Source organism: Streptomyces sp. Y2F8-2, assembly GCF_014905555.1.
Classification (GTDB): domain Bacteria; phylum Actinomycetota; class Actinomycetes; order Streptomycetales; family Streptomycetaceae; genus Streptomyces; species Streptomyces cynarae.
In genome coordinates, this window is record NZ_BNGS01000006.1 from 331,181 (window position 1) to 356,572 (window position 25,392).

The 25,392-nt window shown below is 71.8% G+C and carries 19 protein-coding genes and 2 pseudogenes; 10 read left to right on the top strand and 11 right to left on the bottom strand.

Annotated features, from left to right (window positions below; all coding sequences use genetic code 11):
- Nucleotides 1-185 precede the first annotated feature (185 nt).
- The gene (locus SY2F82_RS22115; RefSeq protein ID WP_200420886.1) at nt 186-1,568 is read right to left on the bottom strand and encodes a transcriptional regulator; all 1,383 of its coding nucleotides are present in this window, start codon (nt 1,566-1,568) and stop codon (nt 186-188) included.
- A 341-nt stretch (nt 1,569-1,909) separates the two neighbouring features.
- On the opposite strand from SY2F82_RS22115, the gene SY2F82_RS22120 reads away from it, so the two are divergent.
- From SY2F82_RS22120 to SY2F82_RS22135, 4 genes are all read left to right on the top strand, one after another.
- Nucleotides 1,910-2,563: a bifunctional DNA primase/polymerase gene (locus SY2F82_RS22120; RefSeq protein WP_200420887.1), complete on the top strand. Its 654-nt coding sequence runs from the start codon at nt 1,910-1,912 to the stop codon at nt 2,561-2,563.
- A 179-nt stretch (nt 2,564-2,742) separates the two neighbouring features.
- Nucleotides 2,743-3,534 (top strand): ABC transporter ATP-binding protein, encoded by a 792-nt coding sequence (locus SY2F82_RS22125; RefSeq protein ID WP_200420888.1) that lies wholly within the window; start codon nt 2,743-2,745, stop codon nt 3,532-3,534.
- Nucleotides 3,531-5,117, top strand: coding sequence for a transporter (locus SY2F82_RS22130; protein WP_200420889.1), 1,587 nt, complete (start codon nt 3,531-3,533; stop codon nt 5,115-5,117). Before SY2F82_RS22125 ends, SY2F82_RS22130 begins: the two co-directional genes overlap by 4 nt.
- Before the next feature lie 148 nt (nt 5,118-5,265).
- Nucleotides 5,266-6,657 (top strand): PAS domain-containing protein, encoded by a 1,392-nt coding sequence (locus SY2F82_RS22135; RefSeq protein ID WP_200420890.1) that lies wholly within the window; start codon nt 5,266-5,268, stop codon nt 6,655-6,657.
- Between the two features lie 15 nt (nt 6,658-6,672).
- Here SY2F82_RS22135 and SY2F82_RS22140 read toward each other — a convergent pair whose 3' ends face one another.
- Nucleotides 6,673-7,461, bottom strand: coding sequence for an SIS domain-containing protein (locus SY2F82_RS22140; RefSeq protein ID WP_200420891.1), 789 nt, complete (start codon nt 7,459-7,461; stop codon nt 6,673-6,675).
- 297 nt (nt 7,462-7,758) lie between these two features.
- On the opposite strand from SY2F82_RS22140, the gene SY2F82_RS22145 reads away from it, so the two are divergent.
- The 4 genes and pseudogenes from SY2F82_RS22145 to iscB form a co-directional block, all read left to right on the top strand.
- On the top strand, nt 7,759-8,451 hold the full coding sequence (locus tag SY2F82_RS22145; protein WP_200420892.1) for a metal-dependent transcriptional regulator: 693 nt from the start codon (nt 7,759-7,761) through the stop codon (nt 8,449-8,451).
- A 752-nt stretch (nt 8,452-9,203) separates the two neighbouring features.
- Nucleotides 9,204-10,058, top strand: a complete 855-nt coding sequence (locus SY2F82_RS22150) for an alpha/beta fold hydrolase (RefSeq protein WP_200420893.1) — start codon at nt 9,204-9,206, stop codon at nt 10,056-10,058.
- 421 nt (nt 10,059-10,479) lie between these two features.
- A pseudogene (locus tag SY2F82_RS39525) lies at nt 10,480-11,094 on the top strand (RRXRR domain-containing protein); the annotation flags it as partial.
- Nucleotides 11,095-11,218: 124 nt separating this feature from the next.
- A pseudogene (iscB, locus tag SY2F82_RS39530) lies at nt 11,219-12,136 on the top strand (RNA-guided endonuclease IscB); the annotation flags it as partial.
- A gap of 271 nt (nt 12,137-12,407) precedes the next feature.
- Here iscB and pdxH read toward each other — a convergent pair.
- Nucleotides 12,408-13,046: a pyridoxamine 5'-phosphate oxidase gene (gene pdxH / locus SY2F82_RS22160; RefSeq protein ID WP_200421092.1), complete on the bottom strand. Its 639-nt coding sequence runs from the start codon at nt 13,044-13,046 to the stop codon at nt 12,408-12,410.
- 430 nt (nt 13,047-13,476) lie between these two features.
- Between pdxH and SY2F82_RS22165 the strand changes: the two genes are divergently transcribed.
- Nucleotides 13,477-14,577: a citrate synthase 2 gene (locus SY2F82_RS22165; RefSeq protein WP_200420894.1), complete on the top strand. Its 1,101-nt coding sequence runs from the start codon at nt 13,477-13,479 to the stop codon at nt 14,575-14,577.
- Nucleotides 14,578-14,719: 142 nt separating this feature from the next.
- Here the strand turns inward: SY2F82_RS22165 and SY2F82_RS22170 are convergent, their stop codons facing one another.
- The 8 genes from SY2F82_RS22170 to SY2F82_RS22205 all read right to left on the bottom strand — a co-directional run bounded on the left by SY2F82_RS22170 (nt 14,720) and on the right by SY2F82_RS22205 (nt 24,832).
- Nucleotides 14,720-15,325, bottom strand: coding sequence for a TetR/AcrR family transcriptional regulator (locus tag SY2F82_RS22170; RefSeq protein ID WP_200420895.1), 606 nt, complete (start codon nt 15,323-15,325; stop codon nt 14,720-14,722).
- Nucleotides 15,313-16,050, bottom strand: coding sequence for an enoyl-CoA hydratase family protein (locus SY2F82_RS22175; RefSeq protein ID WP_200420896.1), 738 nt, complete (start codon nt 16,048-16,050; stop codon nt 15,313-15,315). The genes SY2F82_RS22170 and SY2F82_RS22175 overlap by 13 nt, the downstream gene beginning before the upstream one ends.
- Complete coding sequence (locus SY2F82_RS22180; RefSeq protein WP_200420897.1) at nt 16,047-17,612, bottom strand: 4-coumarate--CoA ligase family protein; 1,566 nt, start codon at nt 17,610-17,612, stop codon at nt 16,047-16,049. The genes SY2F82_RS22175 and SY2F82_RS22180 overlap by 4 nt, the downstream gene beginning before the upstream one ends.
- 29 nt (nt 17,613-17,641) lie before the next feature.
- Nucleotides 17,642-18,775 carry an acyl-CoA dehydrogenase family protein gene (locus tag SY2F82_RS22185; protein ID WP_200420898.1) on the bottom strand — a complete coding sequence of 378 codons (1,134 nt, stop codon included), beginning with the start codon at nt 18,773-18,775 and terminating at the stop codon, nt 17,642-17,644.
- A 97-nt stretch (nt 18,776-18,872) separates the two neighbouring features.
- Entirely contained in the window at nt 18,873-20,714 is a 1,842-nt protein-coding gene (locus tag SY2F82_RS22190) for a biotin carboxylase N-terminal domain-containing protein (protein WP_308437784.1), read from the bottom strand.
- Nucleotides 20,715-20,745: 31 nt separating this feature from the next.
- On the bottom strand, nt 20,746-22,344 hold the full coding sequence (locus SY2F82_RS22195; RefSeq protein WP_200420900.1) for an acyl-CoA carboxylase subunit beta: 1,599 nt from the start codon (nt 22,342-22,344) through the stop codon (nt 20,746-20,748).
- Complete coding sequence (locus SY2F82_RS22200; protein WP_200421093.1) at nt 22,341-24,032, bottom strand: acyclic terpene utilization AtuA family protein; 1,692 nt, start codon at nt 24,030-24,032, stop codon at nt 22,341-22,343. The genes SY2F82_RS22195 and SY2F82_RS22200 overlap by 4 nt, the downstream gene beginning before the upstream one ends.
- Before the next feature lie 5 nt (nt 24,033-24,037).
- Nucleotides 24,038-24,832, bottom strand: coding sequence for a TIGR03084 family metal-binding protein (locus SY2F82_RS22205; protein ID WP_200420901.1), 795 nt, complete (start codon nt 24,830-24,832; stop codon nt 24,038-24,040).
- Nucleotides 24,833-25,176: 344 nt separating this feature from the next.
- Here SY2F82_RS22205 and SY2F82_RS39535 point away from each other — a divergent pair, with 344 nt between their 5' ends.
- On the top strand, nt 25,177-25,311 hold the full coding sequence (locus SY2F82_RS39535; protein WP_258053272.1) for a hypothetical protein: 135 nt from the start codon (nt 25,177-25,179) through the stop codon (nt 25,309-25,311).
- Nucleotides 25,312-25,392: the final 81 nt, after the last annotated feature.

Genomic DNA, 25,392 nt, shown 5'->3' on the forward strand with positions numbered 1-25,392 from the left:
AGGGCGCGGGACTGGGCGCGCCCAGCCACGGACGATCCGCACCAACGAGACATCCGTCACCCTTACGGCGATACCCCCGGGGCCCGGGGCGGAGCCCCGCGACGGCACCCCCGGCCCCGGGCACGCCACACAACCGCCGGTGACGCCACACAACCGCCGGTGACGTCGCACAACCGCCGGAGGCGTCACGCGGCTGCCAGATCCAGCCGCGCCCCGAACTCCCGCACCACGGTCTCCTCCCGATACGGCTCCAACCGCTGCTGCAGGTCCTCGAGATACTCCGCCCCCCGACTGGAGCGCAGCGTGCCGAGCAGTTCCACGGCCTTCAACCCGGTGTGGCACGCCTGCTCCACCTCCCGCTGCTGCACCTGCGCGGTGGCCAGCAGCACCAACCCGATCGCCCGCCTCCGGGCCCGGGACTCGGGATGCCCGGCGAGCGACTCCTCCGCCCGCCGGGCCGCCGCCTCCGCCTGCCCCAGATCCCGGTGACAGTGCGCCAGCTCGTCCGCCAGGTACGCCTCGTCGAAGTGCGCGATCCACGCCGGATCGTCCCCGGACGCCGCGTCGGCCGACTCCAGTGCCGTCACCGCACGCCCGGACGCGATCTGCGTGGCGCGGACATCGCCCATCAGCGCATGCCCGCGCGCCTCCGCCGCGTAGAACATCGCCTCCGCGCGCGGGGTCACGCGCCCCCGCGCCCCCTCCTGCGCCGCCCGCGCCAACTGCGCGATCTCACGCGGGTTTCCGAGCTGCGCCGCGAGGTGGCTCATCGACGCCGCGAGCACATAGCCGCCGTACCCCCGGTCACCGGCCGCCTGAGCGAGCCGCAACGCCTGGATGTAGTACCGCTGCGCGAGGCCCGGCTGTCCGGTGTCGACCGCCATGTACCCCGCGAGCTCGGTCAACCGCGCGACCGCCCCGAACAGTTCGCGTCCCACCGCGTCCCGGTACGACCCCGCCAGCAGTCCGGAGACGACGCTGTTGAGGTAGTGCACGACGACCGGCCGCACATGCCCGCTGCCGTACTGGTGGTCCAGTTCGACCAGGGCCTGCGTCATGGCCCGCACCGCGTCCACGTCCGACTGTCCCACCCGCGGCCCGGCCGACCGCGCGACCTGCGGGTCCGGCCCGGAGATCAGCCAGTCACGGCTCGGCTCGACGAGCGCGGAGGCCGCGACGGAGGACCCCGACAGGAAGTCCCGGCGTCCGACGTCGCTGCGCCACAGCTCGCAGACCTGCTCGATCGCTCCGAGCACCGTGGGCGAGAACTGCAGACCCACGCCCGACGCGAGGTTCTTGCCGTTGGCCATGCCGATCTCGTCGATCGTGACCGTGCGCCCCAGCTTGCGGCCGAGCGCCTCCGCGATGATCGCCGGGGCCCGGCCCCGCGGCTGCTGTCCGCGCAGCCAGCGGGCCACGGACGTCTTGTCGTAGCGCAGGTCGAGGCCGTGCTCCGCGCCGCACATGTTGACCCGGCGGGCGAGCCCCGCGTTCGAGCAACCCGCTTCCTGGATGAGCGCCTGCAGTCGTTCGTTCGGCTGCCGCGCGACAAGAGGCCTGGCGGCCATGGCGTACCCCCTACTTCCTGGCTCGGTTCGCCGAGTGGCCGGTGCAGCGAAAAGATCCGGCCTTGAAGATCGATGCCCAGCGGACATTCCTCTGATGCGAGACATGCGAAGATTGCCGGGGTAAAGGCTGGTCCCGCACCCCCCACCTGGTTACCCCGCCCCCGCCGCGGTTCCCCGTGCGCGCCCCCACCCGTGCATCCATGCGCCCCACCCGCCGAGACGGTGCTCCTCCCCGGCGCATGTGGGATGAAAAGGACATGCTCAAAAAGCATCGGTCCACGTCGGGACGGCCCTCCGTGGGCGGGGCGTAACCCCCGGTGATCGCTAGAGTTGAGTTCATCGTGGAAGAGACCATCGCGGGCCCTGAAGCTGCCCACATCCCGAAGCAGCGCGGCGAATCGCTCCTGGACGCCGCCGTCCGTTACGTCGAGGAGCGTCACTGGGACGTGTTCCCCGGCACCTGGCTGGATGCCGTCGACGGGATGCACCGCTGCTCCTGCGGTCAGTCCGCGTGTCCCGTGCCCGGAGCGCACCCGGCACGCGACGACTGGGCGACGCAGGCGACCGGCAGTGCCACCGTCGCACGCGGTCTGTGGTCCGAGCGGCCGACCGCGTCGATCCTGCTGCCCACCGGACGCACCTTCGACGCGATCGACGTCCCGGAGACCGCCGGCTTCCTCGCCCTCGCGCGCATGGAGCGCATGGAGCTGACGCTCGGTCCGGTGACGCTGACGCCGGCGCGGCGCATGCAGTTCTTCGTGCTGCCGGGCGCGTCCGCGAAGGTGCCGGACCTGCTGCGCAAACTGGGCTGGCAGGCCGCCTCACTCGACCTGGTCACGCTCGGCGAGGGCGCGTACGTCGCCGCGCCGCCCACCCGGTTCGGATCGCGGGGGGCCGTGCAGTGGGCGCGGCGACCCACGTCGGCGAACCGGTGGCTGCCGGATGCGGAGGAACTGGTGTCGCCGTTGGCCTATGCGTGCGGCAGGGATCGGTAGCCGTTCGTCTTCTCGTCCACCTGGTTTCTCGCCGTCCCCGGCAGCGCGTTGCCTGTGGTTGCCCGCTCCCCCACGTTCTCGACTTCGCTCGGACAGGGGGACCCCCATCACGGCGGAGCCGCACATCGGCACTGTCCCGCGCTCGTTGCAGGGGCGCCCCCGCGCCGTAGGGTTCTCACATGAACGAGGGAACAGTGACCGCTCCTGCCGCTGTACGCGTGCATGACCTGTGGAAGCGGTTCGGGGAACACGTCGCCGTCGCCGGGGTCGATCTCGAATTGCCCGCCGGGCGGTTCATCGGGCTGGTCGGGCCCAACGGGGCCGGGAAGACCACCACGCTGTCCATGGTGACCGGGCTGCTGCGGCCCGACCGCGGCACCGTCGAGGTCGTCGGGCAGGACGTGTGGCGCGACCCGGCCCAGGTGAAGGCCCGTATCGGGGTGCTGCCCGAAGGGCTGCGGCTCTTCGAGCGGCTGTCCGGCCGCGAACTCCTCGCCTACACCGGCCGGTTGCGCGGACTGCCCGGCGCCGAGGTCGACAAGCGGGCCACCCAGCTCCTCGACGTCCTCGATCTGGCCAGTGCCCAGCACAAGCTCGTCGTCGACTACTCCACCGGAATGCGCAAGAAGATCGGCCTCGCCGCCGCGCTGCTGCACAACCCCGAAGTCCTCTTCCTGGACGAGCCGTTCGAGGGCGTCGACCCGGTCTCCGCGCAGACCATCCGCGGCGTCCTGGAGCGGTACACCGCCTCCGGCGCCACCGTCGTCTTCTCCTCCCACGTCATGGAGCTGGTCGAGTCGCTGTGCGACTGGGTGGCCGTCATGGCCGCGGGCCGCATCCGCGCGCACGGCCCGCTGGCCGACGTACGCGGTGACGCGCCCACCCTCCAACAGGCGTTCCTGGAACTGGTCGGCGCGCACGGCCGCACCGCGGGCGCCGACCTCGACTGGCTCGGCGGCGGCGCCCGGTGACCGGCCTGACGGCCGTCGTCGTACGGCTGAAGCTGTCCCTGCTGCGGAACGGGCTGCGGCGGTCCGCCGGGCGGCGCGCCGCGTACATCACGTCCCTCGTCATGGTCCTGCTGTTCGCCGCCACCCAGTTGCTCGGCCTGATCCTGCTGCGCGGCAACGCGCACGCCGCCTCCGTAGCCGTGCTCGGCGTCGAGATCGTCGCGCTCGGCTGGACCGTGATGCCGCTGTTCTTCCCCAGCGGCGACGAGACGCTCGATCCCACCCGCCTGGTGATGCTGCCGCTGCGCCCCGGGCCCCTCGTCCGGGCCCTGCTGGTGGCGTCCCTGGTGGGCATCGGGCCGCTGTTCACGCTCTGCATGGCCGTCGGCTCGGTGATCTCCGTGGCGCACGGCGCGGCGGCGTACGGCACCGCGGTCGTCGCCGTCGTGCTCACGCTGCTGGTCTGCGTCACCCTCGCGCGGGCCGTCGCCGCCGCCAACGTCCGCCTGCTGACCAGCCGCAAGGGCCGCGACCTCGCCGTACTGAGCGGGCTGGTCGTCGCCGTCGGCGCGCAGCTCGTCAACTTCGGTGCCCGCGAGCTGGGTTCGGCCGGGCTGTCGCGGCTGGAGCCGGTGGGCGACGTCGTGCGCTGGGTGCCACCCGCCTCCGCGATCGGCGCGGTGGACTCCGTGAGCAACGGGTCGTACGGCGTCGCGGCCGCCCAACTCGCGCTGAGCGCGGCCGCGTTGGCGGGCCTGCTGGCCATATGGTCGCGCCACCTCACGAAGCTGATGACCGCACCGGACTCCTCCACGCTCCAGGCCGCCGAACCGGGGCCCCGGGAGCGGGCCTCCAGGGGCCTGTCCCGGCTGCTGCCCGCGGGCCGCACCGGTACGGTGGCCGAGCGCAGCCTGCGCTATGTGTGGCGCGACCCCAAGACCAAGGCGGCGTGGGTGACGTCGCTGGCCATCGGGCTGATCGTGCCCGTCTTCAACGCCCTCCAGGGCACCGGCTCCGTCTACTTCGCCTGCTTCGCGGCCGGCATGCTCGGCATCCAGATGTACAACCAGTTCGGGCAGGACACCTCCGCGTTCTGGATGGTCGCCATGACGATCTCCTCCGCCCGCGACGCCCACGCCGAACTGCGCGGCCGGGCGCTGGCCCTGCTGCTGATCACCCTGCCGTACGCCGCCCTCGTCACCGTCGTCACCACCGCCCTGCTCGGCACCTGGGGCAGGCTGCCCGAGGTGCTCGGACTGTCCCTCGCGCTGCTCGGCGCGATGCTGGCCACCGGTGCCTGGTCCTCGGCCCGCTTCCCGTACTCGATACCGCAGGAGGGCTACAAGAACGTGGTCCCCGGGCAGGCGGGGCTCGCCTGGATCTCCATCCTCGGCGGCATGGTCTCCGCCGCCCTGCTCTCCGCGCCCGTGATCGCGGCGACGATCTGGCTCAACGTCACCGCGAACGGCCACGACTGGACCTGGCTCCTGCTGCCCGCGGGCGCCGCCTACGGCGCCCTGATCACCCTCCTCGGCCTCCGCCTCGCGGCCCCCCGCACGGCCCGCCGGCTGCCGGAGATCCTGGCGGCGGTCAGCAAGGGCTAGTTCCCCCGAGACGGGAACCCGCGGCGCAAGGATTTCGCCCAATCTTCTGTGAAGGAGATGTGGGCTGGGTCACGGTCGAGTTGAATGTGGTCGAGAGAGCGGACGAGCGTGCCGTATGGGCGGACGCGCAGGCTGCAGGGGGGTTCGGGTGAGTGCTTCCCGGCGGAGGGGGACCACGGACGAGCTGGGGCCGGACGAGCCGGAGCGGGATGGTTCGGATCTTCTCGCCGCGCTCCTCGACGGGATGGACGCGGCCTTGTGCGCCTTCGACGCGGACGGGGTCGTGACCCACTGGAACCGGGAGGCCGAGCGGATTCTCGGCTGGTCGGCGGCCGAGGCGGTGGGGCGGCGCGGCTTCGCCGGGTGGGCCGTGCGCAGCGCCGACGCGGCCGAGGTCGAGGCGTGGCTGATGTCCGCGATGCAGGCCCCCGGGCGGCAGGTGCACGAGTTCGCGCTGCTGACCAAGGACGGCGGGCGGGTGCTCGTACGGACCCAGTCCGCGGCGGTGCGAGGGCCCGACGGGAAACCCGCGGGGGTGTACTGCGCGTTCAGCGAGGTGCACGCGCAGATCGACCTGGAGCGGTCGATCGCGCTCAGCGAGGCCCTGTTCGAGGACGCGAGCTGGGGTGTCGTGCTCGTCGACGCGGATCTGCGGCCCGCCGTCGTCAACGCCCACGCGGCCCGGGCGCTCGGCATCGGGCGTACGGCCGTGCTGGGGCGGCCCCTCGGGGACCTGCTCGCACAGGGCGTCGAGGAGCTGGAGAGCGCGCTGACCCATGTGCTCGCCGAGGGGGCGCCGCCGGCGCCCGCCGAGATCTGGGTGAGCGTGCGGACCGCGGACGGCGAGAAGCGGCGGTGCTGGCGGAGCGGGTTCCTGCGGCTGGCCTCACCGCTGGCGGAGGAGCCGGTCCCGCTCGGGGTCGGGTGGCTGTTCCAGGACGTCACCGAGACCAAGCAGAGCGAGCAGGAGGCGGCCCTGCTGCGCTTCCGCTCCAACCAGCTGCACCGAGCCGCGCGGGCGGCCGCCGAGTGCGAGGACCCCGGCGAGGCGGCCACGATCCATCTGGACTTCGCCCTCGCCGGATTCGCCGACCACGCCCTGATCGACCGGGTGGCGGGCGGCTGGGTGGCGGACGGGGCGGGGCCGGTACGGCTGGTGCGGGCCGCCGAGACACCGTCCGGAGCCCCCGGCCCGAGCGTGCTCACCGGGAAGGCGGGACTGCCGGTGCGGTACGACGACGGTCATCCCGCCCTGCAGTGCGTGGAGCGCTCCGGGACCGTACGCGCCGACGCGGGCGCCGCCGACCCGGCCCAGGCGCACGCGTGGGCGCTGGCCCGGCAGTGGCCCGCGGACGCGGTGCACGCCCTCTGCGCCGTGCTGCGCAGCCGGGGGCGGACGCTGGGGGTGGTGACGTTCCTGCGGGGGGCCGGGCGCAGCCGGTTCGAGCGGGTGGACGCGGTGTACGCGGAGGACGTGGCGGTACGGATCGCCGCGGCGCTGGACCTGTCCGACGTGGTGACCGGGCGGGCCGCGAAATAGGGCCGTGGGACGCGGCTACGCCTGGCGGTAGAAGATCCGGTCGGCGTACTCCGTCAGTACCCGGGCGTTCCACTCATGGCCGCCGTCGACGTTCCCCGACCGCAGCAGGGGCGGTTCGATGCCGCGCTCCGCGAGGACACCGGCCGCCGTGGCCATGACCGCCTGCAGCAGGGCCGTGGTGACGACCGTGGACGCGGGGGCGAAGGGCGCCGGGACGGCGTCGAGGGTGAGCTCCGCGTCCCCCACCGCGATCTTCGAGTCCAGGACGAGGTCGCAGTGGTCCTTCAGGTACGTGCCGGAGGCGTGACGGGACTTCGTCTCCGCCGCGTACGCCACCGAGGTCACGCCGATGACCTTGACGCCGCGCGCGCGGGCGGTCATCGCCATCTCCACGGGCAGCTCGTTGCGGCCGGACAGGGAGATGATCACCAGGAGGTCGCCGGAGCGCAGGGGACTCGTGTCGAGGACCGCGCTCGCCAGGCCGCCGACCCGCTCCAGCGCGGAGCCCAGCGTCGTCGGCATGACGTCCACGCCGACGGCTCCCGGCACCGCGAGCAGGTTCATCAGGGCCAGGCCGCCCGCGCGGTAGACCAGGTCCTGCGCGGCCAGCGAGGAGTGCCCGGCGCCGAAGGCGAACAGCCGGCCGCCCGAGACCACGGTGTCCGCGATCAGGGTGCCGGCCGCCGCGATCTCCTGCGCGTCCTCGTCCCGCACGCGCCGCAACAGCCCGATCGCCGCGTCGAAGAACCGCTCCGCCGGCGTGCTCCCGCCCTGCGGCTCCCCACCGCTCGGCCCTGCGCTCATCGGCGACGCCCCTTCGAAGTCGGCCCGTGTCGCGGATCACGTTGCGGTCTGGACCAGTGGGATGTCAATACGGCCCGCCCGGCGCCGGACTGCGCGGTCGGGGGGGCTGGTGCGCGGTCGGGGCACGGCTCCCGGCGCCCCCTTCAGGCACGCCGGGAGCCGGGCCGACGCGCCCCGTAGCCCTGGTCCACTCGCCGCGCCCCCGGTTGTCGGTGGGATGAGTCAGAATTGAGTCCAGGGCCAGCGCACACGCCGGTGAGCAGTCCAGCCTCCGGCAGATCTCTTCGAGGGGCACGTATGTCCGGACTGATCGACACCACGGAGATGTATCTCCGCACCATCCTCGAGCTCGAGGAGGAAGGCGTGGTCCCCATGCGCGCCCGGATCGCCGAGCGGCTCGACCAGAGCGGCCCGACCGTCAGCCAGACGGTGGCGCGAATGGAGCGCGACGGCCTGGTGTCGGTCGCCGCCGACCGTCACCTGGAGCTCACGGACGAGGGCCGCCGCCTGGCCACCCGCGTCATGCGCAAGCACCGCCTCGCCGAGTGCCTCCTGGTCGACGTGATCGGGCTGGAGTGGGAGCAGGTGCACGCCGAGGCGTGTCGCTGGGAGCACGTGATGAGCGAGGCGGTCGAGCGCCGCGTCCTGGAGCTGCTGCGCCACCCCACCGAGTCGCCGTACGGAAACCCGATCCCGGGCCTGGAGGAGCTCGGCGAGAAGGAGATGGCGGACCCGTTCCTGGACGAGGGCATGGTCTCGCTGGCCGACCTGGACCCGGGCACGGACGGCAAGACGGTCGTCGTACGCCGTATCGGCGAGCCCATCCAGACGGACGCGCAGCTCATGTACACGCTGCGGCGGGCGGGCGTGCAGCCCGGCTCGGTGGTCAGCGTGACGGAGTCGGCGGGCGGTGTCCTGGTCGGCAGCGGCGGCGAGGCGGCGGAGCTGCAGTCGGACATCGCGTCCCACGTCTTCGTGGCCAAGCCCTGACACAGGCACCGAGGCCCCCGCAGGACCTCTTGATCCCTCTCTGTCCCTCTTGACTCCTCCGTCCGGCCATGCCCGTCTCATCCCACCCAACCCCCCACAACTCATGTAGTTTCTGGGGCGGTTGTGATGATTCCGCGATCGTACTGCAATCAAGATTCAGTGAGCGGAATCGCAGCGCTCGGACCGTTCGCATGCGAGGCTGTCGCGTGAGGCATATGACCTGAGGGCTCTTGGCCGGAGATGACAGCGATGTCAACGGCCGGGAAGGGGAGGGAGGATGTGCCCCGGACGCGACCCCGGACATGGGGAGGGCCCCGGCACCCATCGGCGCCGGGGCCTGTCCTCCCCTGTTTCGACCCGGAGCCCCGAGCTCTCAGGGTCGCCCCCTCGGACCGGTTTTCCCCGAGCGGTCCGCCTCCCGCAGAAGATCTCCCCAAGCAGACGGCGGCCAATCCTCGAGGGAGGTCACTCGAAGGTGGGGTGTTGCCGCCGGAAACGGCGCTTTCGAATAACCATTCGATAGCGTGGGCGGTGACGATCGCACCGGGCCGGGCGCTGTACCAACCAGCACGTCCGTCACGCAGCGAGCACAAGGCACCACCGCCCGGCGCCGACACCCGGCGCCGGGCGGTGACCGCCGACACCAGCAGAAGCAGCACGACAGCGGAAGTACGACCAGTACGAAAAGCGCGCGGACCGACCGCCCGACGCGGAAGCGAGCGGTCCCGGCCGAGCAGGGGGGTGCCAGGACGATGCGTCGCATCGACGTGACCGGAGCGGGCGGCGTACGCCTCGCCGCATGGGAGTTCGCCGACCCGCCCAAGACCGGCGACGGCGAACAGACGCCGGGCCTGCTGTTACTGCACGGCCTCATGGGCCGCGCCTCGCACTGGGCGCCCACCGCCCGCCTGCTCGCCGAACGGCACCGCGCCGTCGCCCTCGACCAGCGCGGCCACGGCCAGAGCGACAAGCCCGCCGACGGCTACACCCGCGAGGCCTACATCGACGACGCCGAAGCCGCCCTCGAACAACTCGGCCTCGCCCCGGCCGTCCTCATCGGCCACGCGATGGGCGCCCTGACCGCCTGGCAGCTCGCCGCCAAACGCCCCGACCTGGTACGCGCCCTGATCATCTGCGACATGCGGGCCTCCGCACTCGGCGCCACATCCCAGCGCGAATGGGAGAACTGGTTCAAGTCCTGGCCCCTCCCCTTCGCCACACTCGCCGACGTACGCAAGTGGTTCGGAGAGGACGACCCCTGGGTCGAGCGCCCGAACCCCGCCCGGGGCGAGTTCTACGTCGAGGTGATGACCGAGTCCCCGGACGGCTGGCGCCCCGTCTTCGAACCCGAGCACATGCTGAGGTCCCGCGAGACCTGGGTGTACGACGCGCACTGGGAGGAACTGGCCCAGGTGCGCTGCCCCACCCTGGTCGTCCGCGGCCTGGACGGCGAACTGGGCCGCGCGGAGGCCCAGGAGATGGTCCGCGTCCTCCCCCACGGCCGGTACGCGGAGGTCCCCGACGCCGACCACTTCCTCCACCACGCCCAGCCGGAGGCGTGGCGAGCCGCGATCGACCCGTTCCTGACCGCCGTGCTGTCTCCGTGAGCGGCACGGGAGTTCGACAACAGGGTTAGAGGACGGCGACGGCCGTCCTGGGCCTGGCGGCCAGCCGCAGGCCGACCTCCACGAGAGTCCAGCCGAGGCGGACACGAAATGATTGCAAGGGATCCTTTGCAAGATGGCTCGCCCGCCGACGGAAGCTTTCGGGAGCCCCGCCCCCGAGGACAGCCCGGCCACTAGCAGGAAGATCGGCTGCCAGTTCGAGAAAACGCGGAGATTCGCACCAATGGGCGCTTCCAGTCCGTTGTCGCCCTCTCAGGGGCTGTGATCGCTAACGTCGGTGGCGCCCTTCAGGAGGGAGGTCACCCGCTCCCCGACCTAAGGCCGGAGACTGTACGGCCCGCGGACAGTCGCTGAGTGACCAGCCCCAGTCATCACGATCCTCAAGATCAGGGAGGTGCGCCCGATGACTACGTTTTCTGTAGGTGAGCAGACCCACCAGGCTGTGCTTCCTCAGCAGCCTGCTCTGGAATCCGTGGGAGCAGACACCCCTGGGAGCAGGAACGAAACGGCTCACGGACTCCCCGCCCTCGCGCGGGGCACCGGCAGGGAACATGGGCGAGGGGAGACCGACGGGAAGGGCACCGCACCCCGTCGGCGTCACGCCGAGAACGCCGCCACGGCGGCGGAGACGGCAGAGAACGGGAGCGGTGACGCTCCCCCGCACGACCGGCCGTACGCCGGTGGCATCGGCGCCAGCAGGGTCTTCGTCCTCTCCAGGGACGGAAAACCCCTCACGCCCTGCCACCCCGCCCGCGCCCGCGAACTCCTTCGCAAGGGACGGGCCGTGGTCGCCAGGCAGGTCCCCTTCGCCATCCGGTTGAAAGACCGCACACATGCCCAGTCGGAGACCGACGGAGTGCAGTTGCGCATCGACCCCGGCTCCCAGGGCACCGGCCTCGCCCTCACCGACGAGAAGAAGGAAACCGACGAACAAGGCACCACGATCACCGTTCGACGAGGCCTGATCACCTTCGAGCTCCAACACCGCGGCGCCCAGATCCGCGACCGCATGACACAACGGGCCGGTTACCGCCACAGACGGCGATCCGCCAACCGCCGCTACCGAGCGCCCCGCGCCCGCGCGGACACGCCCCACGGGATGGCTCCCTCCGTCACTACGCCACCGCGTCGACACGACCGTCTCCTGGGCAGTCCGCCTGTGCCGGTACGCACCGGTCACCGAGATCCACGTCGAACACGCCGCCTTCGACACCCACTCCATGAGCCTGGGCCGACAGCTCACGGGGACCCAATACCAGCAGGGCACACTCGCCGGGACCGACGCGCGCGCCTACCTCCAAGAGATGTGGCGCAGCGCCTGCGCCTACTGCGGTGCCACGGGCGTGCCCCTGAACATCGACCATGTCCGGCCCAGAAGCCGAGGAGGCTCGGACCGCATCTGGAACCTCGTCCTGGCCTGCGTGCCCTGCAACAAGGCCAAAGGCAACCTGCCCGTCGACGTCTTCCTGGCCCACAGGCCCGACCGACTGGCACAGATCCTCGCCCAGGCCAGACCACCGCTTCGCGACGCCGCTGCCATGAATACGACCCTCTGCCGGCTCACCGAGGCGCTCACCGCACTCGGCAGGCCAGTGCACCCCCGGTCGGGCCACCGTACGAAGGGGAACCGAGCCGCCACGGGCCTGCCCAAGACGCACACCCAGGACGCGCTGTGCGTCGGACGCCTCGATCACGAGAGCGGCGACATGATCGTCCGGATCCCCGCACACGTCCTCATCGCCAAGGCCACCGGACGCGGCTCCTACGCCCGCACCACACCCGACCGGCACGGGTTCCCCCGCCTGCGGCGCGCCCGCGCCAAGCAGCACTTCGGATACGTCACCGGAGACCTCGTACGTGCCGTCGTGCCGTCCGGCAAGCGGGCGGGCACGTGGACCGGACGGATCTCCGTTCGCGCCCGAGGGCAGCACAGCCTCTCTACGCCGGCCGGACGGATCAACGTCTCCCACTGGAATCTGCGGCTCGTGCAGCGCGGCGACGGGTACGGCTACGGCACCCGGCCGGAACCCGCGCCGTCAACATCTCGAAAAACCTGTTGATTGGGTCCCGACAGCTTCTTAGGGTGTGTCGTACAGCTGAGAGGAGGTGGTTCGGCGAATGTATGAAAACCGGACAGCTGAGGTGGCTGCGGGCTAGCGGCCCGTCACCACACCCAGTGCGGCGCCGGACCAGCGCGTGTGAGATGCGCGCAGCCGGCCAATCCAACGCAGTCACCCGGCCCGCGGGCTCGCCGGTACGTCCGGCCGGCTCCTTCGTCTACTGGCGGAGGACCTGAGCTCGCGGGTCGTCTGCGTTTTCGGGCACCGAGACTCAGGGGCTGAGGCGTTCCACGCGCCAGCTGCCGTCCGGTTCCGCGACGTAGCGGAGGCGGTCGTGGAGGCGGTTTTCGCGGCCTTGCCAGAACTCGACCGTCGAGGGTGCGATGCGGAAGCCGCCCCAGTGCGGGGGGACCGGGACCTGGGCGCCCTCGGGGTAGCGGGTGGTGAGCTCCTGGTAGGTGGCGTCGAGTTCGGCGCGGGAGTAGATGATCGAGGACTGGGTGCTGGCCCAGGCACCGAGCTGGGAGCCGTGGGGGCGGGTGCGGAAGTAGGCGGCGGTTTCGTCGCGGCCGGTGCGGCGGGCGGTGCCGGTGACGATCACCTGGCGGGCCATGGGGTGCCAGGGGAAGAGCAGGGAGACGTAGGGGTTGGCGGCGAGGTCCTGGGCCTTGCGGGAGTCGTAGTTGGTGTAGAAGACGAAGCCCTGTTCGTCGTACTGCTTCATCAGGACGGTGCGGGAGCTGGGGCGTCCTTCGGCGTCGGCGGTGGAGACGATCATCGCGTTCGGTTCGTAGATCATTCCGGCGATGGCGGCCTGGGCTGCCTGTTTGAACCAGCGGGCGAACTGGTCCATGGGGTGGGGGGCGAGCGTGGATTCGTCGAGGCCTTCGGCGCGGTAGTGGGCTCGCATTTCTGCGGGGTTGGCGGACAGGTCCTCGGCGGGGCCTTCGGCCGCGCGTTCGACGATGGGTTCGATAACCGGGTCCGTCGTGGATTTGGCGGCAGGGTGAACGGGGTGCTGGGCTGCGGGTTCGTCCGGGTAGCGGTCGGTCACGTCGTCATCTTGCCGTACGCGCCCGGGGGCCTTCGGCGGCTTGTGGACAGTGGGCACGGTGCGGGTGGGCTTCATCACTGTGTGGCACTGAGTGCCGCTTGGTCTCCCCAAAGGTGGCACTCGGGGATATCGTGCAGATGCCGTTCGGGTTGGGTGACCGCCGACCGATCGGGGCATCAACCGGGGTGACCGTTTCGGACCGCGAGTTTTCGAGAACGACCGCTAAAGACCGTGGAGCCGGGGCGGCGCACCCCTTTCCGCCGTACACATCACGAGGAGCCGCCTGATGTCCGATTTCGTACCCGGGCTCGAGGGAGTCGTCGCGTTCGAGACGGAGATCGCCGAGCCGGACAAGGAGGGCGGTGCCCTGCGGTACCGGGGCGTCGACATCGAGGACCTGGTCGGCCATGTCTCGTTCGGCAACGTGTGGGGGCTGCTCGTGGACGGCGCCTTCAACCCCGGACTGCCGCCCGCCGAGCCGTTCCCGATCCCGGTGCACTCCGGCGACATCCGTGTGGACGTGCAGTCCGCGCTGGCCATGCTCGCCCCGGTGTGGGGCCTGAAACCGCTGCTGGACATCGACGTGGAGCAGGCCCGCGACGACCTGGCCAGGGCCGCCGTCATGGCGCTTTCGTACGTCGCCCAGTCGGCGCGCGGCCAGGGTCTTCCGATGGTGCCGCAGCGGGAGATCGACAAGGCGCGGTCCGTCGTGGAACGGTTCATGATCCGCTGGCGGGGCGAGCCGGACCCGAAGCACGTCGCGGCCGTCGACGCGTACTGGACGTCGGCTGCCGAGCACGGCATGAACGCCTCGACCTTCACCGCGCGGGTGATCGCCTCCACGGGCGCGGACGTGGCCGCGGCGCTGTCGGGTGCCGTGGGTGCCATGTCGGGGCCGCTGCACGGCGGTGCGCCCTCCCGTGTGCTCGGCATGATCGAGGAGATCGAGCGCACCGGTGACGCGGAGGCCTATGTGAAGGGCGCCCTGGACCGGGGTGAGCGGCTGATGGGCTTCGGCCACCGGGTGTACCGGGCCGAGGACCCGCGGGCGCGCGTGCTGCGCCGTACCGCCCGTGAGCTGGGCGCGCCGCGTTTCGAGATCGCGGAGGCGCTGGAGAAGGCGGCTCTGGAGGAGTTGCACAACCGCCGTCCGGACCGTGTGCTCGCCACGAACGTGGAGTTCTGGGCGGCGATCGTGCTGGACTTCGCCGAGGTCCCGGCGCACATGTTCACGTCGATGTTCACGTGTGCGCGTACGGCCGGCTGGTCGGCGCACATCCTGGAGCAGAAGCGCACGGGCCGCCTGGTGCGCCCGTCGGCCCGCTATGTGGGCCCCGGGCCGCGCAGCCCCCAGGAGATCGAGGGGTACGCGGACATCGCGCACTGACGGCGAGCTGCCCGGGGCCTCCCGCACTGACGGCGAGCGGCCCGGGACCTCCCGCACCGACGGCGAGCGGCCCGGGACCTCCCGCACCGACGACGGGCGGCCCAGGACCTTCGCACCGACGACGGGGCGGCCTGGGCTGTCCTCAGCCCAGCGCCTCCTCCAGCAGGGCGGCCCACTGCGCCACCACTCGTTCGCGGCGGGCGGCGTCGTCGGTGAGGAGGTTCGCGAGGCCCAGGCCGCGGGCCATGTCCAGCAGGCCCTGGACCGTTTCGCGGACGCCCGGCCTCCGCTCGTCGGCGCGGAGCAGGTCGACGGCGATGCGGTGGGTCTCGCGGCCGACGCGGGCCTCCAGCTCGGTCACGCGGGGGCGCAGCTGCTCCTCGTTCGAGGCGGCGACCCACAGGTGCAGGGCCGCCCGGAACAGCGGCCCGGTGTAGAGGTCGACGAGGGCCGCGACCACCGCGCGGCGGTCGGCGGCCCCGTGCGGGAACAGGGCCCTCAGCGCGGTGGAGCGCTCCTCGGCGACGTACTCGACGGCCGCCGTGAACAGGTCCTCCCGGGTCGGGAAGTGGTGCTGGGCGGCGCCCCGGGAGACGCCGGCGCGTTCGGCGACGACCAGGACGGTGGAGCCGGCCCATCCGTGGTCGGCGAGGCAGTCCACGGCGGCCTGGAGGAGCCGTTGCCGGGTGGCCCGGCTGCGGTCCTGCTTGGGCACGCGCTCGCGTTCGACTGTGTTCACACCACCCATGAGGGTTCCCGTCGTTCCAGGAAGGCCGTCATTCCCTCGCGGGCCTGCGGGGAGGAGAACAGCCGGGCCGAGAGCGCGGTCAGGTCGGCCGCGTCCCGGTCGAAGGTCTGCAGCACAGTAGCGGTGAGGAGCCGCTTGGTCTCCGCCAGGGCCTGGGGTGCGGCCCGGCGCAGTCCGTCGAGCATGGGTTCGAGCACTTGGTCGACGTCGTCGCCGGTGGCGGTGAGCAGGCCGGTGCGTACGGCTTCGGGGGCGTCGAAGCGTTCGCCGGTGAGGTAGTGGCGGGCGAGGGCGCGGGGGTCGGTGCGGGGCAGCAGGGTCAGGGAGATCACGGCGGGGGCGACCCCGATGCGTACCTCGGTGAAGGCGAAGGTCGCCTCGGTGGACGCGGCGGCGATGTCGCAGGCGCCCAGCAGGCCGAGGCCGCCCGCCCGTACGTGCCCGGTCACCCGGGCGACGACGGGTCGGGGCAGCTCGACGATCTGCCGCAGTAGTCCGACCAGGGCGTCCGGGGGCGGTGGGTCGCGCAGGTCGGCGCCCGCGCAGAAGGTGGTGCCTGTGTGGGTGAGGACGACGGCGCGGACGTCGCGGTCCTTGCCGCAGGCGGTGAGCGCGTCGGCCAGGCCGCGGACGAGTGCGGCCGACAGGGCGTTGCGGTTGGCGGGCGAGTCGAGGGTGAGGGTGGTGATGCCGCGGTCGTGGGCGATGCGGACGAGGTCGGTCATATCCGCTCCCTGAGCTGTCGGCGGAGGATCTTCCCGGAGGCGGCACGGGGCACGCCGTCGATGAAGGTGACGTTGCGGACGCGTTTGTAGGGGGCGACGCGTTCGGCGACGTACATCATGACCTCGCCCTCGGAGAGGTCGTCGGCGCCCGCCCGGCGGACGACGAAGGCGTGGGGGACCTCGTTGTGGTCGTCGTTGTAGACGCCGATGACGGCGGCGTCCGCGATGCGGGGGTGGGTGAGGAGGAGGGCTTCGAGTTCGGCGGGGGCCACCTGGAAGCCCTTGTACTTGATGAGTTCCTTCACGCGGTCGACGACGAACAGCCAGCCGTGGGCGTCGACGTACCCGACGTCCCCGGTGTGCAGCCAGCCGTCGCGGTCGATCATCGCGTCGGTGGCCTCGGGCCGCCCCAGGTAGCCCTTCATCACCTGGGGGCCGCGGATGGCGATCTCGCCGGCCTGGCCGACGCCGAGGTCCTTGTCGGGGTCGTCGAGGGACAGGATGCGCATCTCGGTGCCGGCGACCAGTTTGCCGACGGTGCCGGGGGGCGCGTCGTGGGCGTCGAGGGGGACGACGTGGGTGCACGGGGACAGTTCCGTCATGCCGTACCCCTGGCCGATGGGCGGCAGGCCGAGGCGCTGGGCGCAGGCCACGGCCAGCTTGGCGTCCAGGGGGGCGGCGGCGCTGATGATGTACTTCAGCGACGACAGGTCGTACTGGGCGACGACCGGGTGCTTGGCGAGGGCGAGCACGATCGGCGGGGCCACGTACAGGCCGGTGATGCGGTGGTCCTGGATGGCCGCGAGGAAGGAGTCCAGGTCGAAGCGGGGCAGCACGACGACGGTGGCGCCCTGCCGCAGGGGGGCGTTCATGAGGGCCGTCATGCCGTAGATGTGGAAGAAGGGCAGCACGGCGAGGATGCGCTCGCCGGGCCCCGTGCCGATGAGGGGCCGGATCTGCGCGAGGTTGGTGGCGATCTGGCGGTGGGTGAGCATGACGCCTTTGGGGATGCCGGTCGTCCCGGACGAGTACGGGAGCGCGGCGATGTCCTGCACCGGGTCGATGACGACCTGGGGCTCCGGCGCGGTGGAGGCCAGCATGTCGATCAGCGACCGGTGGCCGGGCGCGCTGTCGCAGACGAGGATCTCCTCGACGCCGCCCGAGAGTTCCGCGGCGCGGCGGGCCGTCTGAAGGAGCGGTGAGACGGTGATGATCCAGCGGGCCGCGGAGTCCCGCAGCTGCTTGGCGAACTCCTCGGCCGTGGCCTGCGGGTGCACGGTGGTGACGGAGGCACCGGCGCGCGTGGCCGCGTAGAACGCGAGCGGGAAGGCGATCGTGTTCGGGCTGTGCAGCGCGAGCACGTCGCCCTTGCGCACGCCCGCCTCGGCGAGCGCGGCTGCGATCCGCCGGTGGAAACGGTCCAGTTGTTCGTAGGTGAGGGTGGTGCCGTCCGTGCCGTCGATGAGCGCGGGCAGCTCGGCGAACTCGGCGGCCCGGCCCAGCACGGCGTCGTGGATGGGGAGTTCGACGGGCGGGACGTCTGCGTACTCGCTGCGGAACACTGTTCCTCCTCGCGCCGGCGCGCCGGTCGTCAGTACGACTTGGGCAGGCCCAGACTCTGGTGGGAGACGTAGTTGAGAATCATCTCCCGGCTCACCGGTGCGATACGAGACACGCGCGCGACCGTGATGAGGGAGGCGAGCCCGAACTCCCGGGTGAGGCCGTTGCCGCCGAGGGTGTGCACGGCCTGGTCGACGGCCTTCACACAGGCCTCCCCGGCCGCGTACTTGGCCATGTTGGCGGCCTCACCGGCGGCCGTGTCGTCCCCGGAGTCGTAGAGGAAGGCGGCCTTCTGCATCATCAGGCGGGCCAGTTCGAGGTCGATGTGCGCCTGCGCCAGGGGGTGCGCGATCGCCTGGTGGGAGCCGATGGGCTGCTGCCAGACGGTACGGTCGCGCGCGTACTCCACGGCACGGGAGACCGCGTAGCGGCCGAGGCCGATCGCGAAGGCGGCCGTCATGATGCGTTCGGGGTTGAGACCGGCGAAGAGCTGGAGGAGCCCGGCGTCCTCGTCGCCGACGAGGGCGTCGGCGGGCAGCCGTACGTCGTCCAGGGTCAGCTCGAACTGCTTCTCCCTGCCGGTGAGTTCCATGTCGATCTGCCGCCGCTCGAACCCGGGCGCGTCACGGGGGACGATGAACAGGCAGGGCTTGAGCCTCCCGGTGCGGGCGTCCTCGGTGCGGCCGACGACGAGGGTCGCGTCCGCGATGTCGACGCCGGAGATGAACACCTTGCGGCCGCTGAGGATCCAGTCGTCGCCGTCGCGGCGGGCGGTGGTGGTGATGCGGTGGGAGTTGGAACCGGCGTCGGGTTCGGTGATGCCGAAGGCCATGATGCCGGTGCCTTCGGCGATTGCGGGGAGCCAGGTCTGTTTCTGTTCCTCGGTGCCGAAGCGGGATATCACCGTGCCGCAGATGGCCGGTGAGACGACCAGCATGAGCAGGGGGCAACCGGCTGCGCCCAGCTCTTCCAGGACGATGGAGAGTTCTGCGATGCCTCCGCCTCCGCCTCCGTACTCCTCGGGGAGGTTGACGCCGAGGTAGCCGAGCTTGGCGGCTTCCGACCAGAGTTCGACGGGGTCGTGGCTGCGGCCGTGGCGGGTGCCGAGGGTGGCTACCGCTGTGCGGAGGGCTTTTTGTTCCTCGGATTCGATGAGGGGGCTCATTGTTGTCTCCCGGGTGCGGGTCCGTTGTGGTTGCTCGCGCTCACGCGGCGGTAAGCCGCATATCGATACAGCCCCGCGCCCCTGACGGGGCGCTTCCCTACTCGGTGCTTTGAACCACTGCCAACAGAGCCCCAACCTCGACCTGCTGGCCAAGAGCGGTGTGCAGGGCCGTGACCGTCCCCGTGGCCGGGGCTGTGATCTTGTGTTCCATCTTCATCGCCTCCAGCCAGAGCAGGGGCTGCCCGGCCTGTACCGTCGCGCCGGCCGTCAGCCCCTCCGCGATCCGTACGACCGTGCCGGGCATCGGGGCCAGCAGGGAGCCCGGGGCGTGGGCCGCCGTGGGTTCGTGGAAGCGGGGCAGGGCCGACAGGGCCGTCGAGCCGACGTACACCTCGTCGCCGTAGCGGGCCACCGGGAACCTCCGGCGTACGCCGTCCACCTCGAGGATCACCAGGTGCGCGTCCGCGTGCACCACCCGCGCCCCGTCCGCCGTCAGGCCGCCGCGCGTGTGCCGGTAGCGGACCTCGTGCTCCTCGCCCGCCATGCGGTACCGCTTGGTCTGCGGCTGCGAGGGCAGGTTGCGCCAGCCGCCGAACCGTGAGCGGCCGTGGGCGTCCGCGAGAGCGGCGGCCAGGGGGGCGTACGGTTCGGGGGCGGATTCCGTGAGGACGGCGAGGTGGCGGTCGTAGAAGCCGGTGTCCATCCGCGCCGCCGTGAACTCCTCGTGACGCAGGGAGCGCACCAGCAGGTCCCGGTTCGTCACCGGGCCGTGGATCTCGGCGCGCTCCAGGGCCCCCGCCAGCTTCCGGATCGCCTCCGCGCGGGTGGGGGCGTGGGCGACGGCCTTGGCGAGCATGGGGTCGTAGTGGACGCCGATGGTGTCGCCGTCCGTGTATCCCGTGTCGAGGCGTACCCCGGGTACGGCGATGCGGTGGAGGGTGCCGGTCTGCGGGGCCCAGTCCCGGGCCGGGTCCTCGGCGTAGAGGCGGGCCTCGATCGCGTGCCCCCGCGCGAGGGGCGGCTCGTCGTCCAGTACCGCGCCTTCCGCGACCCGGATCTGCAGGGCCACCAGGTCGATCCCGAACACCTCCTCGGTAACGGGGTGTTCCACCTGGAGACGGGTGTTCATCTCCAGGAAGTGCGCCCTGTCCCCGTCGACCAGGAACTCGACCGTGCCCGCGCCCACGTAGTCGACGGCACGGGCGGCCCGTACGGCCATCGAACGCAGGGATTCCTCGATTTCGGGGGTCAGTCCGGGTGCGGGGGCCTCCTCGATCACTTTCTGGTGGCGGCGCTGGAGGGAGCAGTCCCGGGTGCCGAGCGCCCACACCGTGCCGTGGGTGTCGGCGAGGATCTGCACCTCGACGTGGCGTCCGCCCTCGACGTACGGCTCGATGAACACCTCGTCGTCGCCGAAGGCGCCGCGTGCCTCCGCACGTGCGGCCGTCAGTTCGGCGTCCAGGTCGGCCAGTCGCCGTACGATCCGCATGCCGCGTCCGCCGCCGCCCGCCGCCGCCTTCACCAGGACCGGGAGGTCGGCGTCCGTCACGGAGGTGAGCGGCTCGAGGCCCATCAGCTTCTTCGCGCGTGTCTTGGACGCCATCGCCTCGATCGCCTCCGGCGGCGGCCCGATCCACACCAGGCCCGCGTCCCGCACGGCGCGCGCGAGGTCGGCGTTCTCGGAGAGGAAGCCGTAGCCGGGGTGCACGGCGTCGGCGCCGGCCGCGAGGGCGGCCTCGACGATCAGGTCACCGCGCAGATAGGTGTCGGCAGGTGCCGCGCCCGGGAGGCGTACGGCCGCGTCGGCCACGCGCGCGTGGAGCGCGTTCTCGTCGGCGTCCGAGTGCACGGCGACCGTACGGATGCCCAGGTCGCGGCAGGTGCGGGCGATGCGGCAGGCGATCTCGCCGCGGTTCGCCACCAGGACGGAAGTAATCACGGGCATCGAGGGCATCGGGGGCATCAGGGCCTCACATCCGGAAGACGCCGAATCCGCCACGCGCGCCCTGGTAGGGCGCGGTGTGGATCGCGGACAGGCACAGGCCGAGGACGGTGCGGGTGTCGCGCGGGTCGATGACCCCGTCGTCGTACAGCCGCCCGGAGAGGAACATCGGCAGGGACTCGGATTCGATCTGCTGCTCCACCATGGCGCGCAGGGCGGCGTCGGCGTCCTCGTCGTACGGCTGTCCCTTGGCCGCCGCCGACTGCCGGGCGACGATCGACAGGACGCCCGCGAGCTGCTGGGGGCCCATGACCGCCGACTTGGCGCTGGGCCAGGCGAACAGGAAGCGCGGGTCGTAGGCCCGTCCGCACATGCCGTAGTGCCCGGCGCCGTACGAGGCGCCCATCAGGACGGACAGGTGCGGCACCGTCGAATTGCTGACGGCGTTGATCATCATCGCGCCGTGCTTGATGATGCCGCCCTGCTCGTACTCCTTGCCGACCATGTAGCCGGTGGTGTTGTGCAGGAAGAGGAGCGGGATGTCGCGCTGGTTGGCGAGCTGGATGAACTGGGCCGCCTTCTGGGACTCCTCGCTGAACAGCACCCCCTGGGCGTTCGCCAGGATGCCGACCGGGTAGCCGTGCAGGGCCGCCCATCCGGTGCACAGGCTGGTCCCGTACAGCGGTTTGAACTCGTCGAAGTCGGAGGCGTCGACGATGCGGGCGATGACCTCGCGCGGGTCGAAGGGCACCTTGAGGTCGCCGGGCACGATCCCGAGGAGTTCCTCCGGGTCGTACTTCGGAGGGGCCGCCGGACCCGGGTCGGCGTACGCCTTGCGGTGGTTCAGGCGGGCGACCACGCGACGGGCCTGCCGGATCGCGTCCTGCTCGTCGACCGCGTAGTGGTCGGCGAGGCCCGACACGCGCGCGTGCATCTCGGCGCCGCCCAGGGACTCGTCGTCGCTCTCCTCGCCGGTGGCCATCTTCACCAGCGGCGGCCCGCCGAGGAACACCTTGGCGCGCTCCTTGACCATGATCACGTGGTCGGACATGCCGGGGATGTACGCGCCCCCGGCCGTGGAGTTGCCGAAGACGACCGCGAGGGTCGGGATGCCGGCGGCGGACAGGCGGGTCAGGTCCCGGAAGATGGCGCCCCCGGGGATGAAGATCTCCTTCTGGGACGGCAGGTCGGCGCCCCCCGACTCCACGAGGCTGATGCAGGGCAGCCGGTTGGCGAGCGCGATGTCGTTGGCGCGCAGGGCCTTCTTCAGGCTCCACGGGTTGCTGGCGCCGCCCCGCACGGTGGGGTCGTTGGCGGTGATCAGGCACTCGACGCCCTCGACCACCCCGATGCCGGTGACGAGGGAGGCGCCGACCGTGTAGTCGCTGCCCCAGGCCGCCAGCGGGGACAGTTCGAGGAACGGTGTGTCGGGGTCGAGGAGGAGTTCGATGCGCTCACGGGCGAGCAGCTTGCCGCGTGCCCGGTGGCGGGCGACGTACTTCTCGCCGCCGCCCGCCAGCGCCTTGGCGTGCTCGGCGTCCAGCTCGGCGAGCTTGGCGAGCATGGCGTCGCGGTGGGCGAGGAAGTCGGGGCTGTGGGGGTCCAGCGCCGACGACAGCACGGTCACAGGAGGGCCTCCGGTATCTCCAGGTGGCGGGCGCGCAGCCATTCGCCGAGGCCCTTGGCCTGCGGGTCGAACCGGTGCCGCGCGGCGACGCCCTCGCCGAGGACACCCTCGACGACGAAGTTCAGGGCGCGCAGGTCGGGCAGGACGTGGCGTACGACGGGCAGGCCGGCCGTCTCCGGGAGCAGTGCGCGGAAGCGGTCGACGGTGAGGGTGTGGGCGAGCCAGCGCCAGGCTTCGTCGGTGCGGACCCAGACGCCGACGTTGGCGCTGCCGCCCTTGTCGCCGCTGCGGGCGCCTGCGACGAGACCGAGGGGTGCGCGGCGGGTGGGTCCCGGGGGCAGCGGCTCGGGCAGGGGCGGTTCCGGCAGGTCGTCGAGTATGCGGGTGTTCTGGGCCGGCGGGACGGGGATACGGCGGCCGTCGTGGAGGACCGCCACATGGTCTACGGCACCACGGTCGACGGTGGCCGCTTCGAAGACTCCATACGGTTCGCCCTTCCCCGGTGGGGCGACCACATGGAAGCCGGGGTAGCTGGCGAGCGCCAGTTCGACGGCGGCGCCGGTGAATGCCCGGCCCACCGCCTCCTGGCCCCGGTCCCGTACGACGAGCCGCAGCAGAGCGCTCGCGGTCTCCTCGGTGGGCGCGTCGGGGTGATCGGTGCGCGCGAGTTCCCAGCGCACTTCCGCAGGACGGGACTTCCCCGCGTCCAGGGCCGCCTCCATCTGCGCCCTCACGAGCGCGGCCTTGGCCTCGATGTCGAGCCCGGTCAGCACGAAGGTGACCTCGTTGCGGAAGCCGCCGAGCCTGCTCAGGCCGACCTTCAGGGTGGGCGGCGGTGCCTCCCCCCGCACGCCCTCGATCCGCACCCGGTCGGGCCCCTCCTGGGTGAGTCGGACGGTGTCCAGCCGGGCGGTGACGTCGGGGCCCGCGTACCGGGCGCCGGCCGTCTCGTACAACAGCTGTGCGGTGACCGTGCCGACGTCCACGACGCCGCCGGTGCCGTCGTGCTTGGTGATGACGCTGCTGCCGTCCTCGTGCAGTTCGGCGAGCGGGAAGCCGGGCCGGTGCAGCCGCTCGGGCGGATGCTCGGCGAAGAAGGCGTAGTTGCCGCCGGTGGCCTGCGCCCCGCACTCCAGGACGTGCCCGGCGACCACTGCGCCCGCCAGCCGGTCGTACTCCTCGGGCCCCCACCCGAAGTGGGCGACGGCAGGCCCGGTGACCAGCGCCGCGTCCGTCACGCGCCCGGTGACCACGACGTCGGCGCCCTCGCGCAGACACGCGGCGATCCCGTGCCCGCCGAGGTAGGCGTGGGCGGTGAGGGCGCCGGGGTTGGACGCGGTGAGGTCGTCGCCCTCGACGTGCGCCACCCGGACGGGGATGCCGAGGCGTTCCGCCAACTTCCGTACCGCGTCGGCGAGTCCGGCCGGGTTGAGCCCGCCCGCGTTGGTGACGATCCGCACGCCCCGCTCGTGGGCGAGGCCGAGGCACTCCTCCAACTGGCCGAGGAACGTGCGCGCGTAGCCGCCGCCGGGGTTCTTCAGGCGGTCGCGGCCGAGGATCAGCATGGTCAGTTCGGCGAGGTAGTCGCCGGCTACGACGTCGAGGGGACCACCGGTGAGCATCTCGCGCAGGGCGTCGAAACGGTCGCCGTAGAAGCCGGAGGCGTTGCCTATGCGCAGGGGATGCAGGGCCGTCACCGGGCGGCTCCCTTCGCCGGGCGTCCGCTGCCCGGTGGGCCCGCGAAGGCCTGGGCGATGTCCAGCCAGTGGTCGGCGTCCGGGCCCTCGGCGCGCAGGGCGAGGTCGGCGCGGTGGGCGCGTTGGGTGACCAGGAGGCAGAAGTCGAGGGCGGGTCCGGTGACGCGCTGCGGGGCGTCTTCGGGGCCGTACGCCCACACGTCCCCGTTCGGAGCGAGGAGTTCGACGCGGAACGGGTCGGCGGGCGCGGGCAGTCCGTGGACCGCGTAGGAGAAGTCGCGGGTGCGGAATCCGAGCCGGGCGATGTGCCGGAGCCGGGCCGTGGGCGCTGGTGCCACACCGAGCGCGTCCGCCACGTCCAGGCCGTGGGCCCAGGTCTCCATCAGGCGGGCGGTGGCCATGGAGGCGGTCGACATGGGCGGCCCGTACCAGGGGAAACGGGCGCCGGGCGGTGCCTGGCGCAGGGCCCGGTCGAGCGCGGCGCGGCCCTCGCGCCACCGGGCGAGCAGGTCGGCGGGCGGGCGCCCGGCTTCCTCGCGTGCCGCCTCGTCGACCCAGGTGCCGGGCGACGCGAGAGCCTTCTCGACCTCCGTCGCGAAGGCCTCCGGGTCCGTGACGGCCAGCAGGGCGGCGCGGTCCGTCCAGGCGAGGTGCGCGATCTGGTGGGCGATGGTCCAGCCCTCGGAGGGGGTGTCCAGCGCCCAGCCGTCCTCCCCCAACCGGGCCACCAGTCGGTCGAGTTCCTCGCTCTCCCGGCCCAGGTCGTCGATCACGGACGATGCGTCGGACACGATGCGCTCCCCTCGGGGCACGACGGTGTGCGTGGGGAGCATGGCAGCGGGCGGAGAAACAAGCAAGCATGCTTGCATGGATCGCTGACGCTCAGGGGGCTCACAGACAGGGACGCCAGGGACAAGCAACACTCAGCTTCCGTGACCGACTGCCAGCAATTCCCAAGGTTTTCACAGCCCCCGTTTGCAGTTCCTTTCCGTTTTACGGCCCCGGGCCGTGTAGGTTCTTCCGTGTCGGGCGGCGAAGGAATTCCCGGGACAGCCGATCCGGAATTCCCGCCCCACCCGCCGAGAATTCTCGCACCACTGCACGGCAATATCGAGAAACCCGCAAGGAGACGGAAATGAGCTTCAAGAAGCTTGCCCCGCTGCCCCCGAAGCCCAAGGCCAAGCAGCTCCCGCCCCCGCCGAAGCCGAAGCCGAAGAAGAAGCACCAGCCGAAGCCGCTGCCCAAGCCGCTGCCCGGCCACGACCACTGAATCCGGTAACCATGAAGAGGGCCGACGGGTACACCGTCGGCCCTCTTTCGTGCTTTTTCTCGACCGATTGCGGCGGCATTA